This is a genomic window from Glycomyces terrestris, from assembly GCF_003933745.1.
GTDB lineage: Bacteria > Actinomycetota > Actinomycetes > Mycobacteriales > Micromonosporaceae > Glycomyces > Glycomyces terrestris.
Map to the genome: position 1 here is coordinate 147544 of NZ_RSEB01000008.1, position 18423 is coordinate 165966.

The window sequence follows — 18423 nt, forward strand, 5'->3', positions numbered from 1 at the left end:
CGCTACGGCCGGCCGTACCCGTCGATCCCCATGACGTCGATGTCCGCGATCTTGACGACCGTGGTCGAGTTCGGGGCGTGGATGATCTCGCCGTTGCCGATGTAGATCGCGACGTGGCTGAGTCCGTTGTAGAACACGAGGTCGCCGGGCTGGAGCTCGTCGCGGGAGATCCGCGCCGTCTCGTTCCACTGCATCTCCGTGTTGTGCGACAGGGACACCCCGGCCGCGCCCCACGCGCCCTGCGTCAGGCCCGAGCAGTCCCACTCATCGGGGCCGGAGGCGCCGTACACGTAGTCGTCGCCCAGCTGGTCGTACGCGAACGCCACGACCGCCGAGTCGCCGGTGTAGTCGCCCCACTCCTCCTGGTACTCCTCCTGGACCGCGTCGTCGTACTCCGCCTCCAGCGCGTCGATCTCGTCCTCGATCTCCTCCTGCTGCGCCTCGATCTCCGCGAGGATGTCGTCGGCGCTGGCCTGGAGGGCCTCGAGCTCGGCGCGGCGCGTCTCGAGCTCCTCGATCTGGGCGAGGGAGTCCTCGAGGGCCGCGTTGTCGGCGTCGCTCAGGTTCGAGAGGTACATGAGCCGGTCGGCGAAGTCGCTGGGGTCGCCGGCGAGGACGGAGTTCACCATCGCGAAGTCCCCGCCCGCGTAGGCGGTGGTGGCGATCTGGCTCATCCGGTCCTGCGCCTCCAGGCTCGCTGCCTCGAGCGCGGGCAGCTGCGCCTCGATGTCGGCGATGAGCTCGTTGGCGTCCTCGAGCTCCTCGCGCTTGGCGTTGTAGTCCTCGATGACCTTCTCGAGCTCGGAGTGCTGCGCGTCGATCTCGGCCTGGATCTCCTCGCTCGTCTGCGCGGACGCCTGCGAGGAGGTGAGCACGGCCGCCGTCACGGGCAGCAGTGCTGCGGCGGCCACTGCCGCCGCGATACGCCGGGTACGCACCAAGGGATGCGCTCCTTCCTTTGGCCGCCTACCGGGTTAGCTGTCGGGTTCGGGCGGAAGGAAGGATCGCCCTACGCGCGCACCGCGCGATTCACCCCGCCGGCCTTGCTTGAGCGGCCGACTGCTGGTTCCCCGGCTCAGCGAAGCTGGGGCGCTTCACCGACTCGACGGTGTCGCGCGGTGGATACGGGGTGTATCGCAAGTTTCCGACGCGACGGCTTCACGTTAGAGGGCGTTCTCAACGGTGACAAGGGCAGGGGGAGAATTTCTCGCACAATGGCACGGAATACTACGGGCCGCTGCTCCGGGCTGACGAGCAGTTGCCGACATACCCCGCAGGGGTATACACTGACGACTGGAGGGAAGCGACATGGCTAGCGAAGAGACCCCGCACGGCTCGCACGCGCCGAGCCCTGACGGCGGCGACGGTCACGACCACTACTGGTACCACGGCGACAAGGCCGCGCTCACGCGCCGCCTCAAGCGCATCGAGGGCCAGATCCGCGGCATCCAGCGGATGGTCGAGGACGACCAGTACTGCATCGACATCCTGACCCAGATCTCCGCCTCCACCAAGGGCCTCCAGGCCGTCGCGCTCAACCTCCTCGAAGGCCACCTGGCCCACTGCGTCGCCGAGGCGCAGACCTCCGGTGACCCGACCGCCGCCGAAGCCAAGGTGAAGGAAGCCTCGGACGCGGTGGCCCGCCTGCTCAGGACCTGAGCACCGCCGGGCCGGCACCCGGCCCGCCCGCCTCGACAAGGAGAAGCCGAAATGGAAACCGTGTACGTCGTCAAGGGCATGACCTGCGGCCACTGCGCCGGCAGCGTCACGCAGGAGATCGCCGCCCTCCCGGGCGTCGAGCACGTCGACGTCGCCCTCGACACCGGCAAGGTCACCGTCAAGAGCGAGACCGCCCTCACCGAGGACCAGGTCCGCGCCGCGGTCGACGAGGCCGGCTACGAGCTCGTCGGCGTCGCGTAACGCAGCCTTGTGGAGGCCCTGGACACCCGTTCACCGGGTGTTCAGGGCCTCGCCGTTGCGGCCGCCGCGACCCCCTGACGTACAGTCGATGCATGGCAGTCTCCGATGACGACCGTTCCGTCGAGCTCGACGAGGACTTCTCGGTGCTCCCGGACCAGACCTCCGACGACACCGACCGCGGCTGGGGCGAGACCCCCGCCCCGCGCCGCTCCCGGCGCGAACTCTCCCCCCGCGACCTCGACCTCCTGGCCGAACGCCCCCCGCACTGGTCCTGAGGCGGCATTGCGATGGCAGACGCATTCCCGCCCCACGAGCGCATCGAACTCATCGCGCGCTCCATCCTCCTCCGCGCCGGCATCGCCCGCTTCCACGAGGAACGCCGCGCCAACTGGGACCGCCTCGCGAAGGCCCACCGCCCCGACGACGTCCTCGCGCGCCACCAGAACGCCGAGGACCTCCAGACCCTCGACGACGCCCTCCGCCTCATGGACCGCGCCATCGACCTCCTCGAATCCCCCGTCGAGGACCGCGTCGCCATCGTCGCCTTCGGCATCGAGCAGCTCCAGCACCGCGTCACCGAACTCGAGGAGTACGCCGACCTCAAGGAGCCCATCGGCCTCCTGCGCGAGCTCATCGAATCCTGAACCGGGCCGACGCGAAGGGCCCGGACCCAGGGGAGGGAGGCTCCCCCTGGTCCGGGCCCGTCGTGCGCCCCCGGAAGGGGCGCGGGTGTCGAGCAGTGGTCTTGTCTTAACCCTTCACTGCCCCGCCGGTGAGGCCCGAGACGATGTAGCGCTGGAGGCTCATGAACACCGCCACCGTCAGGATCGACGTCAGCAGCGTCCCCGCCGCGAAGATGCCGAAGTACGACGCGGGCGAGTTCTCGGCCGTCAGCGTCTTCAGGCCCACCGCGAGGGTCATCTCCGGCCGGTCCGTCAGGAACAGCGACGCCAGGATGAAGTCGTTCATCGTCCCCACGAACGCCAGGATCCCCGAGATCGCGATGATCGGCGCCGCCAGCGGCAGGATCATCCCGAAGAAGATCTGCGCGTGCGAGGCGCCGTCGATCGTCGCCGCCTCGTCGAGCTCCTTCGGGATCGTGTCGAAGAAGCCCTTCATCAGCCAGGTCGACACGCCGAGCGCCCCGCCCATGTACACCAGCATCAGGCCCAGCTTCGTGTTCAGGCCCGCCACCGGGTAGAACTCGCCGATCGACCCGAAGATCAGGTACAGCGCCACCACCGCCAGGAACGCCGGGAACATCTGGATCAGCAGCAGGAACAGCAGCATCGGCCGCCGCCCCTGGAACCGGAACCGGCTGAACGCGTACGCCGCCAGCGACGAGATGAAGATCGAGATGAACGCCGCCGGCACCGCGATGATCAGCGAGTTCGCGAACCACGACGCGAACGGCACGTTCTCGTCCGTGAACAGCTTCTCGAAGTTGCCCAGCGAGAACGAGGTCGGCAGCAGGTCCGTCGACGACAGCGTCCCGTTCGGGTTGAACGCCGCCGACACCACGTACACGATCGGGACGAGCCCGAACACGAGCGCCGCCAGCGCGACGGCGTGCCGCCAGCCGGTGTCGCCGGCCCACTTCAGGAACGGGTTGCGGCCCTTGCGCTTCACGGCGGTCATGAGTACACGTCCTCCTGGTTGCGGGTGAAGCGGAACATGACCGCCGAGATCGTGGCGACGATGAGGAAGATGAACACGCTGATCGCGCTGGCGAAGCCGTAGTCGGCGCTGGAGGAGCCGAACGCCTGCCGGAACGCGTACGTGATGAGCAGGTCGGTGCCGCCGACCGAGTCGCCGGCCTTGAACGGGTGGCCGCCCGAGAGCAGCTCGATCGCGTTGAAGTTGTTGAAGTTGAACGCGAACGAGGAGATCAGCAGCGGCGTGAGCGCGATGAGCAGCAGCGGCAGCGTGATCTTGCGGAAGGCGGTGACGCCGGTCGCGCCGTCGATCCGGGCCGCTTCGAGCGAGTCCGACGGGAGCGCCTGGAGCGCGCCGAGGGAGATGAGGAACATGTACGGCCAGCCGAGCCAGGTGTTGGCGATGAGGGTCATCGCGCGGGCCGACCAGGTGCCGCCGTACCAGTCGACGTTCAGGTTGAACAGCTCGTTGACGAGGCCGAAGTCGCGGTTGAACATCTGCGCCCACACCATGAGCATCGCGAACGACGGCATCGCGTACGGCAGGATCATGAAGGCCCGGTAGACCTTCGTGCCGCGCATGCCCGGCCGGTTCAGGGCCATCGCGGTGCCGAGGCCGATCGCGAAGGTGAACAGGACCGAGCCGGCCGCGAACATGACGTTCCACGCGAAGACGCCGAGGAACGGGCCGCGGATGTCGGGGTCGGTGAGGACGTCGAGGTAGTTGTCGAAGCCGATGTTCACGCGCCAGCCGACGAGCGCGGGCTCGCCGTCCTCGGTGAGGAAGGTGCCGGTCTCGTCGTCGGCGTGCCACACGGTGCCGGTCTCGGCGTCGGTGATGCAGTCGCACGCCTCGTCGTAGGAGCGCGTGGACTGGCCCTCGAAGGCCGAGAGGCCCTGCACCCTGATGCCGGACTCGGGCCCGGTGGGGACGGCGAGTTCGGCGAGCTCGGCCTGGCGCTCGTTGAGCTCGGCGAGCGTCCACACCGTGTAGTCGGGGGCGGCGGTGATGCGCCCGGTCGGGTCGGTGGTGGCGCCGTCGAGCTCGGTGAGGCCCTCTTCCGTTCCGGCCCAGGTGGATCCGTCGGCCTGGTCGGTGAGCAGGAGGGTCAGCTCGCCCGCGGAGGACTCGCCGACGGCGAGGAGGTAGATGGCGCCGCCGGGGGTCTGCTGCACGCCCGCGGCGATGATCGCCTCGGTGGCCTGCTCCTTGTCGACCCGGTGCCCGTCCCCGTAGTTGGAGAAGGAGGTGCCGACGGTGAGCACGACCGGGAGGATCTGGAAGGCGATGAGCAGCAGCGTGCCGGGCACCAGGTATTTCAGCTGGATCGCCCGGCGCTGGAGGTACACGTAGAAGAGGACGGCCGCGACGGCCGCCTCCAGCGCCAGGCCCCACCACGCCTCGGCGGCGATGAGCGGCAGCGCCGCCCAGACGGCCAGTGCGGCGACCACCGCGAGCACGCCGATCTTGGCGATCAGGCCCGCGGTGGTCGCTGAGCCGGTGGACCGTTGTTCGAGCACGGTGCGATCCTTCGCTCGTCGAGGACTGTCCGGTTGACCTTAGGAGCCGGCGACGGCGTCGCGGATGGCCTGCGCAGCGGTGGTCGCGGCCTCCTCGCCGGTGGAGACGCCGTCGATCGCGTCGGCCTCGGCGCGGCCGAAGGGCTCCCAGACGGCGTTCATCGCGGGGATGTTCGGCATCGGGACGGCGTTCTCGCCGGCGGCGGCGAAGCCCTGGACGTCGGCGTTGTCGGCGGCGTAGGCCTCGGCGGCGGCGGTGAGCGCCGGGAGGCGGCCGCCGGCTTCGGCGAGCTTGAGCTGGAGGTCCTCGGTGAGGACGTAGTTGGTGACGAACTCCTGGGCGAAGACGGCGTTCGCGGCGGTCGCGGAGACGTAGAAGCCCTGGACGCCGAGGAACGGCGAGGCCGGGCCCTGGCCCTCGAAGCCGGGGATGGCGGTGACCTCGTAGTTGAGGCCGGCGCCCTGCACGTCGGTGAGGGCCCACGGGCCGGAGATCATGAACGCGGTCTTGCCGTCGACGAAGAACGGGATGGTGTTCGTGGCGTCGATGGTGGTCTTGAGGACGCCCGCGGCGCCGAGCTCGGCGAACTTCTCGAACGCGGCGATGCCGCCGGGGGAGTCGACGCCGACGTCGTTCGGGTCGAGGTTGCCGGCGCCGTCGTCCTTGAACAGGTAGCCGCCGAAGGACGCGAACAGCGGGTAGGCGCTGTAGGCGTTGCCGTCGACGCCGACCTCCATGGTGAGGACCTCGTCGGTGCCCGCGGCCTGGCCGGCGGCGATGAGCTCCTCGAAGGTGGCGGGGGCGTCGGGGGCGAGGTCGGTGTTGCGGATGAGGCCCAGGTTCTCCATGGCGTAGGCGACGCCGTAGAGGTTGCCGTCCACGGTGAACGCCTTGACGGCGGCCTCGTTCAGGGCGGCCTGCTGGTCGGCGCTGAGGGTGACGGGGGCGATGACGCCGTCCGCGGCGAACTGGCCGGACCAGTCGTGCGCGCCCACGACGATGTCGGGGCCCTGGCCCTGCTCGGCGGCGGTGAGGAAGTCCTCGCGGAGGGTCTCCACGTGCTCCTCGACGGTGACCTTCACGCCGACGGTGGACTCGAAGTCCTTGACGAACTCCTTGAGGACGGGGGTGCGGGTCTCGTCGGCCCAGATCACGAGCTCGCCGGAGAACTCGGTGGTCTCCTCGGTCCCGTTGTCGCCGTCCTCGGAGCCGCAGGCGGCGGCCGCGCCGAGCGCGGCGGCGGAGACGGCGGTGATACCCAGGGTCCTTCTGCGCATGTCTTCTTTTCTCCTCATTGAGGGGCCCCGGGGCGGGGGCCGCTGGTCCGGGGACTCGCGTCCCGACTTCCTACGACATTAGCAAGATGTTTCAGAATCAGGAAAGCCTTGCAACCAAACTGTTGCCAAGTTTCAGATAGGCTAGTCTGTCATCATGCGGCTTCGACTCTCTGACATCGCCCGGCAGGCCGGGGTCAGTGAGGCAACGGTGTCCCGGGTCCTGAACGACAAGCCCGGCGTCGGTCAGCAGACCCGACAGTCCGTCCTCACTGCCCTCGACGTGCTCGGCTATGAACGCCCCCAGGCCCTCCGCAAGCACGCGATCGGCCTGATCGGCCTGGTCGTGCCCGAATTGGAGAACCCGATCTTCCCGTTGTACGCCCAGACGATCTCGAACGTCCTGGCGGGTTCGGGCTACACCCCGGTGCTGTGCACCCAGACCCCCGGCGGCGTCTCCGAGGACGAGTTCGTGGAGATGCTGCGGGAGCGGGCCGTCGCCGGCATCATCTTCGTTTCAGGCTTGCACGCGGACACCACCGCGAGCACCGCACGCTACCAGGAGCTCAAGGACAAGCGGCTGCCGGTGGCCTTCGTCACCGGCCACCCGGAGGGCGTCGAGGCCGCCTCGTTCTCCTGCGACGACACCGTCGCGGCCCGGATCGCCGTGGAGCACCTCGCGGGCCTGGGCCACGAGCGGATCGGCCTGGTCTCCGGCCCGGACCGGTACTGGCCGGTGCGCCGCAAGATCTCCGGCTACCGCGCGGCCATGCAGGGCGTCGGCCCCGAGCTCATCGAGCTCACCCTCTTCGGCGAGCAGGGCGGCCACGCCGCGGCCTCGCGCCTCATCGACCGCGGCGCGACCGCGGTGGTCTGCGGCTCGGACATGATGGCCCTGGGCGCGATCCGCGCGGCCGAGGAGCGCGGCCTGAGCGTCCCGCAAGACTTTTCAGTCGTGGGCTACGACGACTCGCCGCTCATCGCCCACACCAACCCCCCGCTCACGACCGTGCGGCAGCCGGTGCGCGACATCGCCACCGCCGCGGCGCGGGCCCTGCTCGACGAGATCGCCGGGCAGCCCACCCCCTCGTCGGAATACCTGTTCCGGCCCGAACTCGTCGTACGCGGGTCCACCGGTGCGGCACCCCGAGAAGACTGAAAGGGAACTCACCGATGAGTGAACACTGGTGGCGCGACGCGGTCATCTACCAGGTGTACCCGCGCTCCTTCGCCGACGCGGACGGCGACGGGATGGGCGATCTGGAGGGCATCCGCTCGCGCATCCCGTACCTCGCGAAGCTCGGCGTGGACGCCATCTGGCTGTCGCCGTTCTACGCCTCGCCGCAGCACGACGCGGGCTACGACGTCGCCGACTACCGCGCGATCGACCCGCGGTTCGGCGACCTGGGCGACTTCGACCGGATGCTCGCCGACGCGCACGCGGCCGGCATCCGGCTCATCGTGGACCTGGTGCCCAACCACACCTCGTCCGAGCACGAGTGGTTCCGGGCGGCCCTCGCCGCGGCCCCCGGCTCGCCCGAGCGAGAGCGCTACCACTTCCGCGACGTCGACCCGGCGGCCCCGGACACGCCGCCGAACAACTGGCAGTCGATCTTCGGCGGTCCCGCGTGGACGAAGACCGAGGACGGCCGGCAGTGGTACCTGCACCTCTTCGACTCCTCCCAGCCGGACCTGAACTGGGAGAACGCGGAGGTGCACGAGGAGTTCAAGTCGATCCTGCGGTTCTGGCTCGACCGCGGCGTGGACGGCTTCCGCATCGACGTCGCCCACGGCATGGTCAAGGCGAAGGGCCTGCCGGACACCGGCGGCGACGGCACGATCGAGATGATCGGCACCACGCAGGCCCCGTTCTTCGACCAGGACGGCGTGCACGACATCTACCGCACGTGGCGCCCGATCATCGAGGAGTACGACGGGGACCGCATCTTCGTCGCGGAGGCGTGGACGGACTCGGCCGAGCGCCGCTCCCTGTACCTGCGCCCCGACGAGCTCCACCAGGCGTTCAACTTCGACCTGGTGCTGGCGCCGTTCAGCGCGGTCGACTTCCGCAAGGCGATCGACTCGGAGATCGCGAACAACGCGGGCGTGGGCGCGCCGTGCACGTGGGTGCTGTCGAACCACGACGTGCAGCGCCACGTCACCCGCTACGGCGGCGGCGCGACCGGGCTGGCCCGGGCGCGGGCCGCGACGCAGCTGCTGCTCTCCCTCCCGGGCGTCGTGTACGTCTACCAGGGCGAGGAGCTGGGCCTGAACGAGGTCCTGGACCTCCCGGCGGAGGTCCGCCAGGACCCGTCGTTCCACCGCACGAACGGCGAGCAGATCGGCCGCGACGGCTGCCGCGTCCCGCTCCCGTGGGCGAAGGACGGCGTCTCGCTCGGCTTCGGCCCGGCGGGCGAGCCGTGGCTGCCGCAGCCGGCCGACTGGGCGGAGCTGTCGGTGGAGGCCGAGGACGGCGTGGCGGGCTCGACCCTCGAGTTCTACCGCGCGGCCATCGCGATCCGCAAGGCCCACAAGGCGACCGGCCTGACCTGGCTGGCCGACCCGGGCGAGAACGCGTTCGCGTTCGACAACGGCGCCCTGGTCGCGGTCGTGAACTTCGGCGACGAGCCGGTCCCGGTCGCCTCCTACGGCACCGAGGTGCTCCTGGCGAGCGCCGACCTCGTCGACGGCACCCTCCCGGGCGGCGCGGCCGTCTGGTTCGAGAAGTAGCGCAAGCGCAAGGGGGCGGCGGGCCGGACGGCCCGCCGCCCCTGTTCCGTTCCGGCGGCTGGACCCGGCGCTGCTCATGAAGAACACGCCGAATGTTCGTCGTGTCCTACCCGGAATTCAGTGCTAGCATCGGTAGCGTGAGGGGGTGAATGCGATGACTCATGTACCTCCCAAGACCCGCGACATGTCCATCCGCGGGCTTGACGCGCAGGTGTACGAAGCGATTCGTGTGCGGGCTGCGAAGCACGGCCAGTCCATGGAGGCCGAGATCCGAGAAGTCCTGACCCGCTTGGCCGACGGCGAGTTCGACCGCGGCGCAGAGGGGATCGGCTCGCTCATCCGCTCCTACGTCGAGGACGTCGGCGGGGCGGACCTCGAACTCCCGGCCCGCGACGAGCCCGACCGTGCACTGGACCTGTCTTGATCGTCGTCTTCGACACCAACGTCATCTCCGAGATCATCCGCGAGAACGGCGATTTCGGCATCGTCCTCTGGAGCAACAGGTACACCGCAGAGGCCCTGACCACATCGGTGTGCATCGCCGAACTCAGGTGGGGCGTGGCGCAGCTTCCGGCGGGCCGCAAGCGCGCCGCCCTCGAGATCGCGGTGGACAAGATCGAGATCGAGGCGTTCCGCGACCGCATCCTGCCGTTCGACGCGCGAGCGGCGGCGCACTACGGCCGAATCCGGCAGGCGCGGAAGGCGGCCGGTCGGCCGATGAGCTCGACCGATGCGATGATCGCGGCGATCTGCGCCTCCCGCGGAGCCGCGCTCGCCACCAGGAACGTCAAGGACTTCGAGGGAACCGGGGTGCCACTCCTCGACCCTTGGAAGGATCAGAGGACACCGGAGTGAGCCAGCTACAGCGGGGCTACGAGGCGGCGGCCTCGCACAAGTTGATCGTGCGCGACATCGATCCCGAGCTGTTCGACTGGCTGAGGAGGAGAGCGGCGGGCAACGGCCGTTCGATGTCCTCGGAGGCGAAGGCGATCTTCGCGCGACTGCGTGCGGAAGATGCGGCTCGGATATGCACCCGGATCGAATGACCTGCGGGCGTGCCGGTCGGCCGCCCGGAAGCGCCGCGAGCCCGGGCCGTGGGGACGGCCCGGGCTCGCGGCGTCTCGCGCTTACTTGATCTTGTTGCCGGCGGAGCGGAGCTGCTGGCAGGCCTCGATGATGCGGGCGGCCATGCCGGCCTCGGCGAGCTTGCCGTAGGCGCGCGGGTCGTACGCCTTCTTGTTGCCGACCTCGCCTTCGACCTTGAGGACGCCGTCGTAGTTCTTGAAGATGTGGTCGACGATCGGACGCGTGAACGCGTACTGGGTGTCGGTGTCGATGTTCATCTTGATGACGCCGTAGTCGACGGCGTCGGAGATCTCCTGCGCGGTGGAGCCGGAGCCGCCGTGGAAGACCAGGTCGAACGGCTTGTCCTTGCCGGTCTCCTTGCCGATCTCGTCCTGGATGTCCTTGAGGATCTCCGGGCGCAGGTGCACGTTGCCGGGCTTGTAGACGCCGTGGACGTTGCCGAAGGTCAGCGCGGTCATGTAGCGGCCGTTCTCGCCGGAGCCGAGGGCGGCGACGGTGGCGCGGGCGTCCTCGACGGTGGTGTAGAGCTGCTCGTTGATCTCGGCCTCGACGCCGTCCTCCTCGCCGCCGACGACGCCGATCTCGACCTCGAGGACGACCTTGGCCTTCGAGGTGCGGGCCAGGAGCTCCTGGGCGATCTCGAGGTTCTCGGCGAGCGGCACGGCCGAGCCGTCCCACATGTGCGACTGGAAGAGGGGCTCCTCGCCGCGGGCGACGCGCTCCTCGCTGATGGCGAGGAGGGGGCGGACGAAGCCGTCGAGGTGGTTCTTCGGGCAGTGGTCGGTGTGGAGGGCGACCTTGACCGGGTAGTTCTTGGCGATCTCGTGGGCGGCGGCGGCGAGCGCGGCGGCGCCGGTGACCTTGTCCTTGATCGTCGGGCCGGAGAGGTACTCGGCGCCGCCGGTGGACACCTGGACGATGCCGTCGGACTCGGCCTCGGCGAACGCGGCCAGGGCGGCGTTGAGGGTCTGGGTCGAGGTCACGTTGATGGCCGGGTAGGCGAAGGAGCCGGCCTTCGCCCGGTCGAGCATCTCGTTGTATTCCTCGGGTGTTGCGATAGGCATGCTGCCTGCTCCTTAGACAAGTCGTTGATGAGCGCCCCGACCGGGGGCCAGACCCAGACGCCGCTGTCTGATGGCCTCGAACTTATTGCGTCGAGGTGAAGTATTGCCCACGATCATGTGAAGCCATGACTCAGGCTACCTGGTGGTTCACTGGCCGGACGGGGCCCTCGCCACTACGGTGGAGTTTATGAACTATCAGCAGGAATGGGCGGGCGACTTCGACGAGTTGTCCGAGTTCGACCTGGCCGACTCGACCGAGCCCGCGCGCGACGGCGACCCGGAGGCGCCGGTGACCGACCCGGACCTCCCCGACGAGGCCGATCCGGCGGACGCCGCCGAGCAGCTCGCCGACGTGCCGATCGACGAGGACGACGAGGCGCCCGCCTAGCGACACGGAGCAGGGCCCGGTCCCGCAGTCGCCTGCGGGGGCCGGGCCCTGGTGCATTTCCGGTCCTTACGCCTTACCCAGCCGGTCGAGGATCCATGCGAGGTTGAACGCCTCCTCCTCCCAGGCGTCGTAGCGCCCGGAGCGGCCGCCGTGGCCGGCCTCCATCTCGGTCTTGAGGAGCACGTCGGAGGACGGGCTCTCGTGGCGCAGCTTCGCGATCCACTTCGCGGGCTCGTGGAAGCCGACGCGGGTGTCGTTCAGGCTGGTGACCGCGAGGATCGCCGGGTAGGTCGCGCCGGTGACGTTCTCGTAGGGCGAGTACGACTTCATGTACTCGTACACCTCGGGCGACTCGAGCGGGTTGCCCCACTCCTCCCACTCGATGACGGTGAGCGGCATGGTCGGGTCGAGGATGGTGTTGAGCGCGTCGACGAACGGGACGTCGGCGAGGATGCCGGCGAACCGCTCGGGGGCGAGGTTCGCGACCGCTCCCATGAGGAGCCCGCCGGCGGAGCCGCCGCGGGCGACGATCCGGTCGGGGGCGGCCCAGCCGACCTCGGCGAGGTGGTTCGCGCAGTCCACGAAGTCGGTGAACGTGTGCTTCTTGTGCAGGAGCTTGCCCTGCTCGTACCACTGCCGGCCCATCTCGCCGCCGCCGCGCACGTGCGCGATCGCGAAGACGACGCCGCGGTCGAGGAGGCTCAGGCGCGGGATCGAGAAGTACGGGTCGATCGAGTGCTCGTAGGAGCCGTACCCGTACAGCAGGCACGGCGCGGTCCCGTCCGCGGTGACGCCGGCCTTGGCCACGATCGAGATCGGGACCTTCGTGCCGTCCTGGGCCGTGGCCCACTCGCGGTACTGCACGTAGTCGGCCGGGTCGAAGTCGCCGAGGACCGGCGTCTGCTTGCGCAGGTGCAGCTCGGCCCCGTCGATGTCGTAGTCGTACACCGAGGACGGCGTCACCAGCGACGTGTACCCGAGGCGGATCTGCCGCGACTCGTAGTCGGGGTTCTCGCCCAGGCCGACCGCGTAGATCGGCTCGTCGAACGCGATCTCGGTGAGGTTCCCGTCCGCGTCGAGGATGCCGACCCGGGAGAGCCCGGCGCGGCGCATGGAGACGACGACGTGGTCCTCGAACGCGTCGGCCGACTCCAGGCGCACGGCCTCGTCGTGGGCGATGACCTCGTGGAACTGCGTGGTGTCCGCGACGGGCGTCCACCCGAGCGTGAAGTTCTCGGCGTTCCGGTTGTGCAGCACCCAGAACCGGTCGCCCTGGTGGTCGACGGACAGCTCGACGCCCTGCTCGCGGCCGCCGCCGAACACGGTGAACTCGCCGGTGGGGTCGGCGGCGTCGAGGTAGCGGACCTCGGTGGTGATCTTGGAGCCGGAGACGATGAACAGGTACCGCTCGGAGCGGGTCAGGTCGATCCCGGTCCAGAACCGCTCGTCGTCCTCCTGGTAGACGAGCACGTCCTTGTCCTCGTGCTCGCCGAGGACGTGCCGCCACACCTGGTGCGGGCGCCACGCGTCGTCCACTTTGGTGTAGAAGAACACGGAGCCGTCCTGCGACCACGCCCCGCCGTAGAACACGTTCGGGATGTCGTCGGGGAAGTCGTCGCCGGTGCGCAGGTCCTTGAACCGCAGGGTGAAGCGCTCGTCGCCGGAGTAGTTGACGGCGTAGGCGAGCAGGTTCCCGTCGGGGGAGACGTCGCAGGTGCCCAGGGAGAAGAAGTCGTGGCCCTCGGCGAGCTCGTTGCCGTCGACGAGGATCTCCTCGCCCTCGACCGCGACGCCGGCCTCGACCTGCGGCGGCGTGTCGCCGGCGGCCTTGACGCGGCACTGGATGCCGTACTGCTTGCCCTCTTCGGTGCGCCCGTAGTACCACCAGCCGCGCTTGCGGACGGGGACGGAGAGGTCGGTCTCCTGCGTGCGGCCCTTGATCTCGCCGAAGATCGACGTGCGCAGGTCCGCGAGGTGCGCGGTGCGCGATTCGGCGTAGGCGTTCTCGGCCCGGAGGTAGTCGAGCGTCTCGGGGTCCTCGGGGTTCTTCAGCCAGGCGTACGGGTCGTCGACGGTGTCGCCGTGGTGGGTTCGCGCGTGTTCGCGGCGGGGCGCCGCGGGTTTCGCGGGTTGCGTTTCCGACATGCCTCAACTGTAAGGGCCCCGCGCGGGCAGCGCCGGTCACAGCACGCCCGCCCGCAATCGATCATAAGTTACTCATGAGTAATATACGGGCGGTCAGAAACCCGTGAAAATGCCCGAACCGGGGCGCACTGGCCTGTGAGGATAGTGTCCATGAGCGACAGGAGCGACGACGGCGGGCCACTGCCCGAAACGTCCGCACACGACAGCGGCGAGCCGGAGATCACCGGCGCCGAAGCGGACGCACCCCCGGGCGCCGACCCGCGGCCCGCCCGCGCCGCCGGCTCGGGAGCGACCGACGCACCGGACTCGAACGCCGCCACCGCGTTCGAAGCGGGCACCGTCCCCGCGACCGGGCTCGACGCCGCACCCACTGCTCCCGGCGACACCGCCGCTGACGCACTCGTCCCGGGCGAGACCGCGCCCGCGATCGAGCCCGACACCACCGCTCTTGCTGCGCCCGCCCCGGGCGAGCGCTCCAGCGCGACCGCCGCCGAACCGACCGCCGTCATCGAACGCCCGCGCGAGGGCGCCGCCGTCGCCCCGCCGCGCCTCCCCGGCGCCGACCGCACCGCGCTCCTCGAACACCCCAACGGCCACCCGTTCCTCGACGCGCGGCACCTCACCGCGACCGGCCGCCAGGGCACGATCTTCGCCGACGTCACCCTCACCGCCCGCCCCGGCCAGGTCGTCGCCGTCACCGGCGACGGCGGCGACGGCCGTACCTCCCTCCTCCTCGCCCTCACCGGCCGCTTCCGCCCCGACTCCGGCACCCTCCGCGTCGACGGCCGCACCCGCCCCGGCCATATCCGCCGCCGCTTCACCATCGCCCAGGCCGGACCGCCGATCCGCTTCGCCGAGTACCACACCGTCGCCGCCTGCATCAAGGAGACGACCGCCGTCTCCGGCGGCGCCGCCACCGCCGCCAACATCCACGCCTGGCTCGACCGCCTCGCCGTCGGCGTCGACACCGGCGACACCTACGGGTTCCTCCCGCGCATCGACCAGATCCGCTTCGCCATCGCCTGCGCCGCCGCCTCCCGCACCCCCGCCATCGCCGTCGACGACGCCGACACCGGGCTCGACACCGCCGGCGCCGAACGCGTCTTCGAAGCCCTCCGCACCGTCGCCGACGCCGGCCAGCTCGTCCTCGCCGCCTGCACCCTCACCGCCCCGCCCGCCGACACCGTCGTCGACCTCCGCGTCCACCACCGCGACCCGCACCCGGACCACCGCCCCGCCGAGAACGGAGGCCTCCGATGAGCCAGTTCCTCCTGAGCCCGTTCAAGCTCGCCGCAGCCGAACTGCGCCGCTTTCGCGGCCACCCCATCCGCACCCTCGCGCTCGTCGCGATCGTCCTCATCCCGCTCGTCTACGGCGGCCTCTACCTCTGGTTCGCCTGGAACCCCTACGGCAAGCTCGACCAGATGCCCGTCGCCGTCGTCAATGAGGACCAGGGCGCCCAGGTCGACGTCGACGGCGAGACCCAGCAGATCAACGGCGGCGACCAGCTCGTCGACCAGCTCAAGGAAGACCGCATCTTCGACTGGCGCTTCACGGACGCCGCCGACGCCGCCCGCGGCCTCCGCGACGGCGACTACTACATGGTCATCACCGTCCCCGAGGACTTCTCCGCGCGCCTCGCCAGCCTCTCCGGCACCGACCCCGAGCAGGCCACCGTCGAGTTCGACCTCAACGACGCCAACGGCTACGTCGCCGGCATCATGGCCTCCACCGTCGAAGCCGAACTCCGCAACCAGATCAACACCGCCGTCTACGTCACCTTCGCCACCACCATCTTCGGCGACCTCACCCGCCTCCACGACGGCCTCACCGACGCCTCCGCCGGCGCGAGCGACCTCGCCGACGGCCTCGCCACCGCCCAGAGCGGCGCGAGCGACATCGAGTCCGGCCTCGCCGACCTCACCACCGGCGCGCAGCGGGTCGCCGACGGCGCGGACCAGGTCAGCGACGGCGTCGACCAGGCCGTCGCCGTCGCCCAACCCGTCGTCCAGGCCCTCGCCGACAACTGGACCCAGATCCAGGCCGGCGCCTCCAGCGCCGCCGACCTCGCCGACCGCGCGAACACCGACCTCGACACCGTCTACGCGACCCTCTGCACCGACAGCCCCGACGCCGACCCCGACGCCTGCGCCGCACTCGAGGACTTCATCGCCGAAGCCGACAGCGCCAACGCCGACATCCAGAACGCCGACGACCAGATCCAGTCCACCTCCACCGACACGCTCGACCAGGCCTCCGACGACCTCACCGCCCTCCAGACCGGCGCGAGCGACGTCGCCGACGGCGCCTCCCAGGTCGCCGCGGGCGCCGCCACCGCCGAAGACGGCGCGAGCGACCTCGCCGACGGCCTCACCACCCTCCACGACGGCGCCGACACCCTCGCGACCAGCCTCGCCACCGCCGCCGACTCCGTCCCCAGCACCAACCCGGCCGACGACGCCGACAACGCCGAGGCCTACGGCAGCCCCGTCGCCGTCACCGAGCACAACCTCAACCCCGCCGACACCTACGGCCGCGGCCTCGCCCCGTTCTTCATCGCGATCGCCCTGTGGGTCTTCGGACTCATGGCCTACCTCGTCCTCTCCACCGTCAACCAGCGCGCCCTCGCCGGCCCGCTCCGCTCCCTCCCGATCGCGGTCGGCGGCTGGCTGCCCGGCGCCCTCCTCGGCGTCCTCTCCGCCGTCGTCCTCTACCTCGCGGTCGAACTCGGGCTGGGCCTCGACCCCAAGGACGCCCTCGACACGGTCGGCCTCTCGATCCTCGTGATCCTCGCGTTCTCCGCGATGGCCCACCTGTTCAAGCTCGCCTTCGGCACCGCCGGCAGCCTCGTCCTCGTCGTCCTGCTCATGCTCCAGCTCACGAGCGCGGGCGGGCTCTACCCGGTCGAGACCACGCCCCGGTTCTTCCAGGCCCTGCACCCGCTCCTGCCGATGAGCTACGTCGTCGACGCCCTCCGCGTCACGATCAGCGGCGGCGAGACCTCGCATGTGGTGCGGGCCGTGATCGTCCTCGCCGCGTACCTGGTCGGCGCGCTCGCGCTCTCCACCCTCATCGTGGCGACGCGCCGGAAGTGGAAGCCAGACAGCGTGAACGAACCCCTGCAAGTCTGAGCAGCAGGCCCGGCCCGCAGCGCGGGCCGGGCCAAGCGCTCACCGCCCGGGCCAAGCTCACCGCCCGAGCCAAGCGCTCACCGCCCGGTCCCGCTCACCGCCCAGTCCTGTTCACCGCCCGTCCCGCTCCCGCCCGCTCCCGCTCACCACCCGATCCTTGCGCCGAGTCCCGCCCGCGCCTGCTCCTCATTACTCATCTCGCTCGATCAGCGGCGCCAGAGCGTCCAGGGTCCGCTCGAGCCCGAACGAGAAGGCGTGCTCGGCGTCGTACGCCGAATCATGCGCTTCCCCGGCGGCCTGCCCGACCCGCACGGCGGTCGGGAACCGCTCGGGGTCGAGGACCTTCGCGAGCAGGGGCCCGTTCGCCTCCCACCACTCCTGGTCGCTCATCGCGCTGGCGGCGCGCTCGGCATCGGCTTGTGCCGCGTCTTGGGCGGCGATGCGCACGAACCCGAGCAGGTACGCGAGGACGTCGTCCATCTCGACATCGCTGAGCCCCAAGCCTTCCAGGGCCTGGAGTTCGTGCTCGTACTTGGCGCACTGCCCGGGCCCGAGCGGCGGCCGGCTGGGGGAGGCGGCCGCGGCCCAGGGGTGGCGGCGGTAGAGGGAGTAGCCGTCCCGGGCGACCGCCGCGAGCCGCTCCCGCCACGGGAGGCCGGCCACGGGCGTCCGCTCCATCGAGGCGAACAGGGAGTCGATCATCAGGGCGACGAGCTCGGTCTTCCCGGGCACATAGGTGTACAGCGTCATCGGCGCCTTCCCCAGCTCCTGCGCCAACCGCCGCACCGTCAGCGCCTCGAGCCCTTCCCGATCCGCGAGCTCGACCGCGGCGGCGACGACCGCGTCGACGGTCAACCCCTTCCGCGGCCCGCGGCTCGCCTCGGGCCCGGCCCTCCACAGCAGTTCGAGCAGATTCGGCTTCGGGGTCTCAGTGGCAGCAGTCACGCGAAAATCCTACCCGGAAAACTTGTACACCGTACGACGTACTAAGTACAATATACAACGTACGAAGAACCGAGCCCCGCCAAGGAGCGCCCATGCGAATCACCTCGTCCGCCGTCTCCCTCAACGTCACCGACCCGACCGTCTCCGCCGAGTTCCTCAAGCGCCACTACGGCTTCACCGAGGACATGTCCGCAGACGGCTTCGTCTCCCTCTCCCGCCCCGACGCCGGCTTCAACGTCATCTTCCTGCGCACGGGCCTCGCCACCTTCAAGCCCGAGAGCGCCAAGGGCCACGCCGACGGCCTCCTCCTCGCCTTCGTGGTCGACGACATCGACGCCGAATACGAGCGGATCAAGTCCGAGGGCGTCGAGATCACGACCCCCATCGAGACCGAGGAATGGGGCGAGCGCTACTTCCAGACCGCCGACCCCAACGGCGTCGTCATCCAACTCGTCCAGTGGATGACCGAGCCCGCCGCCAAGTTATCCACAAGCCATCCCACCAGGCAAAATGATCAACCCTCGCGAAGTTATCCACAGGCGGGAAATCAATCCTGTACAGAT

19 protein-coding genes, 1 pseudogene and 1 riboswitch are annotated in these 18423 nt (G+C 70.0%); of the genes and pseudogenes, 13 read left to right on the forward strand and 7 right to left on the reverse strand.

Annotated elements, in window-relative coordinates:
* Positions 1-2: 2 nt before the first annotated feature.
* Complete coding sequence (locus EIW28_RS22980; protein WP_125250054.1) at positions 3-911, reverse strand: C40 family peptidase; 909 nt, start codon at positions 909-911, stop codon at positions 3-5.
* Between the two features lie 36 nt (positions 912-947).
* Positions 948-1102, reverse strand: a riboswitch (cyclic di-AMP (ydaO/yuaA leader).
* Between the two features lie 206 nt (positions 1103-1308).
* On the opposite strand from EIW28_RS22980, the gene EIW28_RS25515 reads away from it, so the two are divergent.
* The 4 genes from EIW28_RS25515 to EIW28_RS23000 all read left to right on the forward strand — a co-directional run bounded on the left by EIW28_RS25515 (position 1309) and on the right by EIW28_RS23000 (position 2564).
* Positions 1309-1659: a metal-sensitive transcriptional regulator gene (locus EIW28_RS25515; protein ID WP_125250055.1), complete on the forward strand. Its 351-nt coding sequence runs from the start codon at positions 1309-1311 to the stop codon at positions 1657-1659.
* Positions 1660-1710: 51 nt separating this feature from the next.
* Positions 1711-1920, forward strand: coding sequence for a heavy-metal-associated domain-containing protein (locus EIW28_RS22990; RefSeq protein ID WP_125250056.1), 210 nt, complete (start codon positions 1711-1713; stop codon positions 1918-1920).
* Positions 1921-2012: 92 nt separating this feature from the next.
* Positions 2013-2195: a hypothetical protein gene (locus EIW28_RS22995; RefSeq protein ID WP_125250057.1), complete on the forward strand. Its 183-nt coding sequence runs from the start codon at positions 2013-2015 to the stop codon at positions 2193-2195.
* A gap of 12 nt (positions 2196-2207) precedes the next feature.
* On the forward strand, positions 2208-2564 hold the full coding sequence (locus EIW28_RS23000) for a hypothetical protein (protein ID WP_125250058.1): 357 nt from the start codon (positions 2208-2210) through the stop codon (positions 2562-2564).
* A gap of 106 nt (positions 2565-2670) precedes the next feature.
* On the opposite strand, the gene EIW28_RS23005 is transcribed toward EIW28_RS23000, so the two are convergent.
* From EIW28_RS23005 to EIW28_RS23015, 3 genes are read right to left on the reverse strand one after another with little or no spacing between them, the layout of a single operon-like run.
* Positions 2671-3558 carry a sugar ABC transporter permease gene (locus tag EIW28_RS23005; RefSeq protein ID WP_125250059.1) on the reverse strand — a complete coding sequence of 296 codons (888 nt, stop codon included), beginning with the start codon at positions 3556-3558 and terminating at the stop codon, positions 2671-2673.
* On the reverse strand, positions 3555-5096 hold the full coding sequence (locus EIW28_RS23010; RefSeq protein ID WP_125250060.1) for an ABC transporter permease subunit: 1542 nt from the start codon (positions 5094-5096) through the stop codon (positions 3555-3557). Before EIW28_RS23010 ends, EIW28_RS23005 begins: the two co-directional genes overlap by 4 nt.
* Before the next feature lie 39 nt (positions 5097-5135).
* Positions 5136-6374, reverse strand: coding sequence for a sugar ABC transporter substrate-binding protein (locus EIW28_RS23015; protein ID WP_125250061.1), 1239 nt, complete (start codon positions 6372-6374; stop codon positions 5136-5138).
* 154 nt (positions 6375-6528) lie between these two features.
* Here EIW28_RS23015 and EIW28_RS23020 point away from each other — a divergent pair, with 154 nt between their 5' ends.
* The 5 genes from EIW28_RS23020 to EIW28_RS23040 all read left to right on the forward strand — a co-directional run bounded on the left by EIW28_RS23020 (position 6529) and on the right by EIW28_RS23040 (position 10147).
* Positions 6529-7530, forward strand: a complete 1002-nt coding sequence (locus EIW28_RS23020) for a LacI family DNA-binding transcriptional regulator (protein WP_125250062.1) — start codon at positions 6529-6531, stop codon at positions 7528-7530.
* Between the two features lie 14 nt (positions 7531-7544).
* A complete protein-coding gene (locus tag EIW28_RS23025; protein ID WP_125250063.1) occupies positions 7545-9101 on the forward strand; it encodes a glycoside hydrolase family 13 protein in 1557 nt (518 codons plus the stop codon).
* A gap of 184 nt (positions 9102-9285) precedes the next feature.
* A complete protein-coding gene (locus EIW28_RS23030; RefSeq protein ID WP_408612239.1) occupies positions 9286-9525 on the forward strand; it encodes a FitA-like ribbon-helix-helix domain-containing protein in 240 nt (79 codons plus the stop codon).
* On the forward strand, positions 9522-9956 hold the full coding sequence (locus EIW28_RS23035) for a type II toxin-antitoxin system VapC family toxin (RefSeq protein ID WP_197717432.1): 435 nt from the start codon (positions 9522-9524) through the stop codon (positions 9954-9956). Before EIW28_RS23030 ends, EIW28_RS23035 begins: the two co-directional genes overlap by 4 nt.
* Positions 9953-10147, forward strand: coding sequence for a FitA-like ribbon-helix-helix domain-containing protein (locus EIW28_RS23040; RefSeq protein ID WP_125250065.1), 195 nt, complete (start codon positions 9953-9955; stop codon positions 10145-10147). Before EIW28_RS23035 ends, EIW28_RS23040 begins: the two co-directional genes overlap by 4 nt.
* A gap of 81 nt (positions 10148-10228) precedes the next feature.
* On the opposite strand, the gene fbaA is transcribed toward EIW28_RS23040, so the two are convergent.
* Positions 10229-11251, reverse strand: coding sequence for a class II fructose-bisphosphate aldolase (gene fbaA / locus EIW28_RS23045; RefSeq protein ID WP_125250066.1), 1023 nt, complete (start codon positions 11249-11251; stop codon positions 10229-10231).
* A 187-nt stretch (positions 11252-11438) separates the two neighbouring features.
* Between fbaA and EIW28_RS23050 the strand changes: the two genes are divergently transcribed.
* Positions 11439-11639, forward strand: coding sequence for a hypothetical protein (locus tag EIW28_RS23050; protein WP_125250067.1), 201 nt, complete (start codon positions 11439-11441; stop codon positions 11637-11639).
* A 66-nt stretch (positions 11640-11705) separates the two neighbouring features.
* Here the strand turns inward: EIW28_RS23050 and EIW28_RS23055 are convergent, their stop codons facing one another.
* A complete protein-coding gene (locus EIW28_RS23055) occupies positions 11706-13784 on the reverse strand; it encodes a S9 family peptidase (RefSeq protein ID WP_125250068.1) in 2079 nt (692 codons plus the stop codon).
* Between the two features lie 150 nt (positions 13785-13934).
* On the opposite strand from EIW28_RS23055, the gene EIW28_RS25520 reads away from it, so the two are divergent.
* The gene (locus EIW28_RS25520; RefSeq protein WP_125250069.1) at positions 13935-15044 is read left to right on the forward strand and encodes an ATP-binding cassette domain-containing protein; all 1110 of its coding nucleotides are present in this window, start codon (positions 13935-13937) and stop codon (positions 15042-15044) included.
* Positions 15041-16915: a YhgE/Pip domain-containing protein gene (locus EIW28_RS23065; protein ID WP_125250070.1), complete on the forward strand. Its 1875-nt coding sequence runs from the start codon at positions 15041-15043 to the stop codon at positions 16913-16915. The genes EIW28_RS25520 and EIW28_RS23065 overlap by 4 nt, the downstream gene beginning before the upstream one ends.
* A gap of 189 nt (positions 16916-17104) precedes the next feature.
* Here EIW28_RS23065 and EIW28_RS23070 read toward each other — a convergent pair whose 3' ends face one another.
* On the reverse strand, positions 17105-17860 hold the full coding sequence (locus EIW28_RS23070) for a TetR/AcrR family transcriptional regulator (protein WP_125250071.1): 756 nt from the start codon (positions 17858-17860) through the stop codon (positions 17105-17107).
* 92 nt (positions 17861-17952) lie between these two features.
* On the opposite strand from EIW28_RS23070, the pseudogene EIW28_RS23075 reads away from it, so the two are divergent.
* Positions 17953-18330, forward strand: a pseudogene (locus EIW28_RS23075) (VOC family protein); the annotation flags it as partial.
* Positions 18331-18423: the final 93 nt, after the last annotated feature.

Coding starts and splice junctions, on each gene's coding strand:
- EIW28_RS22990 (WP_125250056.1), top strand. CDS start 1,711: ATGGAAACCGTGTACGTCGTCAAGGGCATGACCTGCGGCCACTGCGCC.
- EIW28_RS23020 (WP_125250062.1), top strand. CDS start 6,529: ATGCGGCTTCGACTCTCTGACATCGCCCGGCAGGCCGGGGTCAGTGAG.
- fbaA (WP_125250066.1), bottom strand. CDS start 11,251: ATGCCTATCGCAACACCCGAGGAATACAACGAGATGCTCGACCGGGCG.
- EIW28_RS25515 (WP_125250055.1), top strand. CDS start 1,309: ATGGCTAGCGAAGAGACCCCGCACGGCTCGCACGCGCCGAGCCCTGAC.
- EIW28_RS23000 (WP_125250058.1), top strand. CDS start 2,208: ATGGCAGACGCATTCCCGCCCCACGAGCGCATCGAACTCATCGCGCGC.
- EIW28_RS22995 (WP_125250057.1), top strand. CDS start 2,013: ATGGCAGTCTCCGATGACGACCGTTCCGTCGAGCTCGACGAGGACTTC.
- EIW28_RS23050 (WP_125250067.1), top strand. CDS start 11,439: ATGAACTATCAGCAGGAATGGGCGGGCGACTTCGACGAGTTGTCCGAG.
- EIW28_RS23025 (WP_125250063.1), top strand. CDS start 7,545: ATGAGTGAACACTGGTGGCGCGACGCGGTCATCTACCAGGTGTACCCG.
- EIW28_RS25520 (WP_125250069.1), top strand. CDS start 13,935: ATGAGCGACAGGAGCGACGACGGCGGGCCACTGCCCGAAACGTCCGCA.
- EIW28_RS23065 (WP_125250070.1), top strand. CDS start 15,041: ATGAGCCAGTTCCTCCTGAGCCCGTTCAAGCTCGCCGCAGCCGAACTG.
- EIW28_RS23015 (WP_125250061.1), bottom strand. CDS start 6,374: ATGCGCAGAAGGACCCTGGGTATCACCGCCGTCTCCGCCGCCGCGCTC.
- EIW28_RS23030 (WP_408612239.1), top strand. CDS start 9,286: ATGTCCATCCGCGGGCTTGACGCGCAGGTGTACGAAGCGATTCGTGTG.
- EIW28_RS23005 (WP_125250059.1), bottom strand. CDS start 3,558: ATGACCGCCGTGAAGCGCAAGGGCCGCAACCCGTTCCTGAAGTGGGCC.
- EIW28_RS23055 (WP_125250068.1), bottom strand. CDS start 13,784: ATGTCGGAAACGCAACCCGCGAAACCCGCGGCGCCCCGCCGCGAACAC.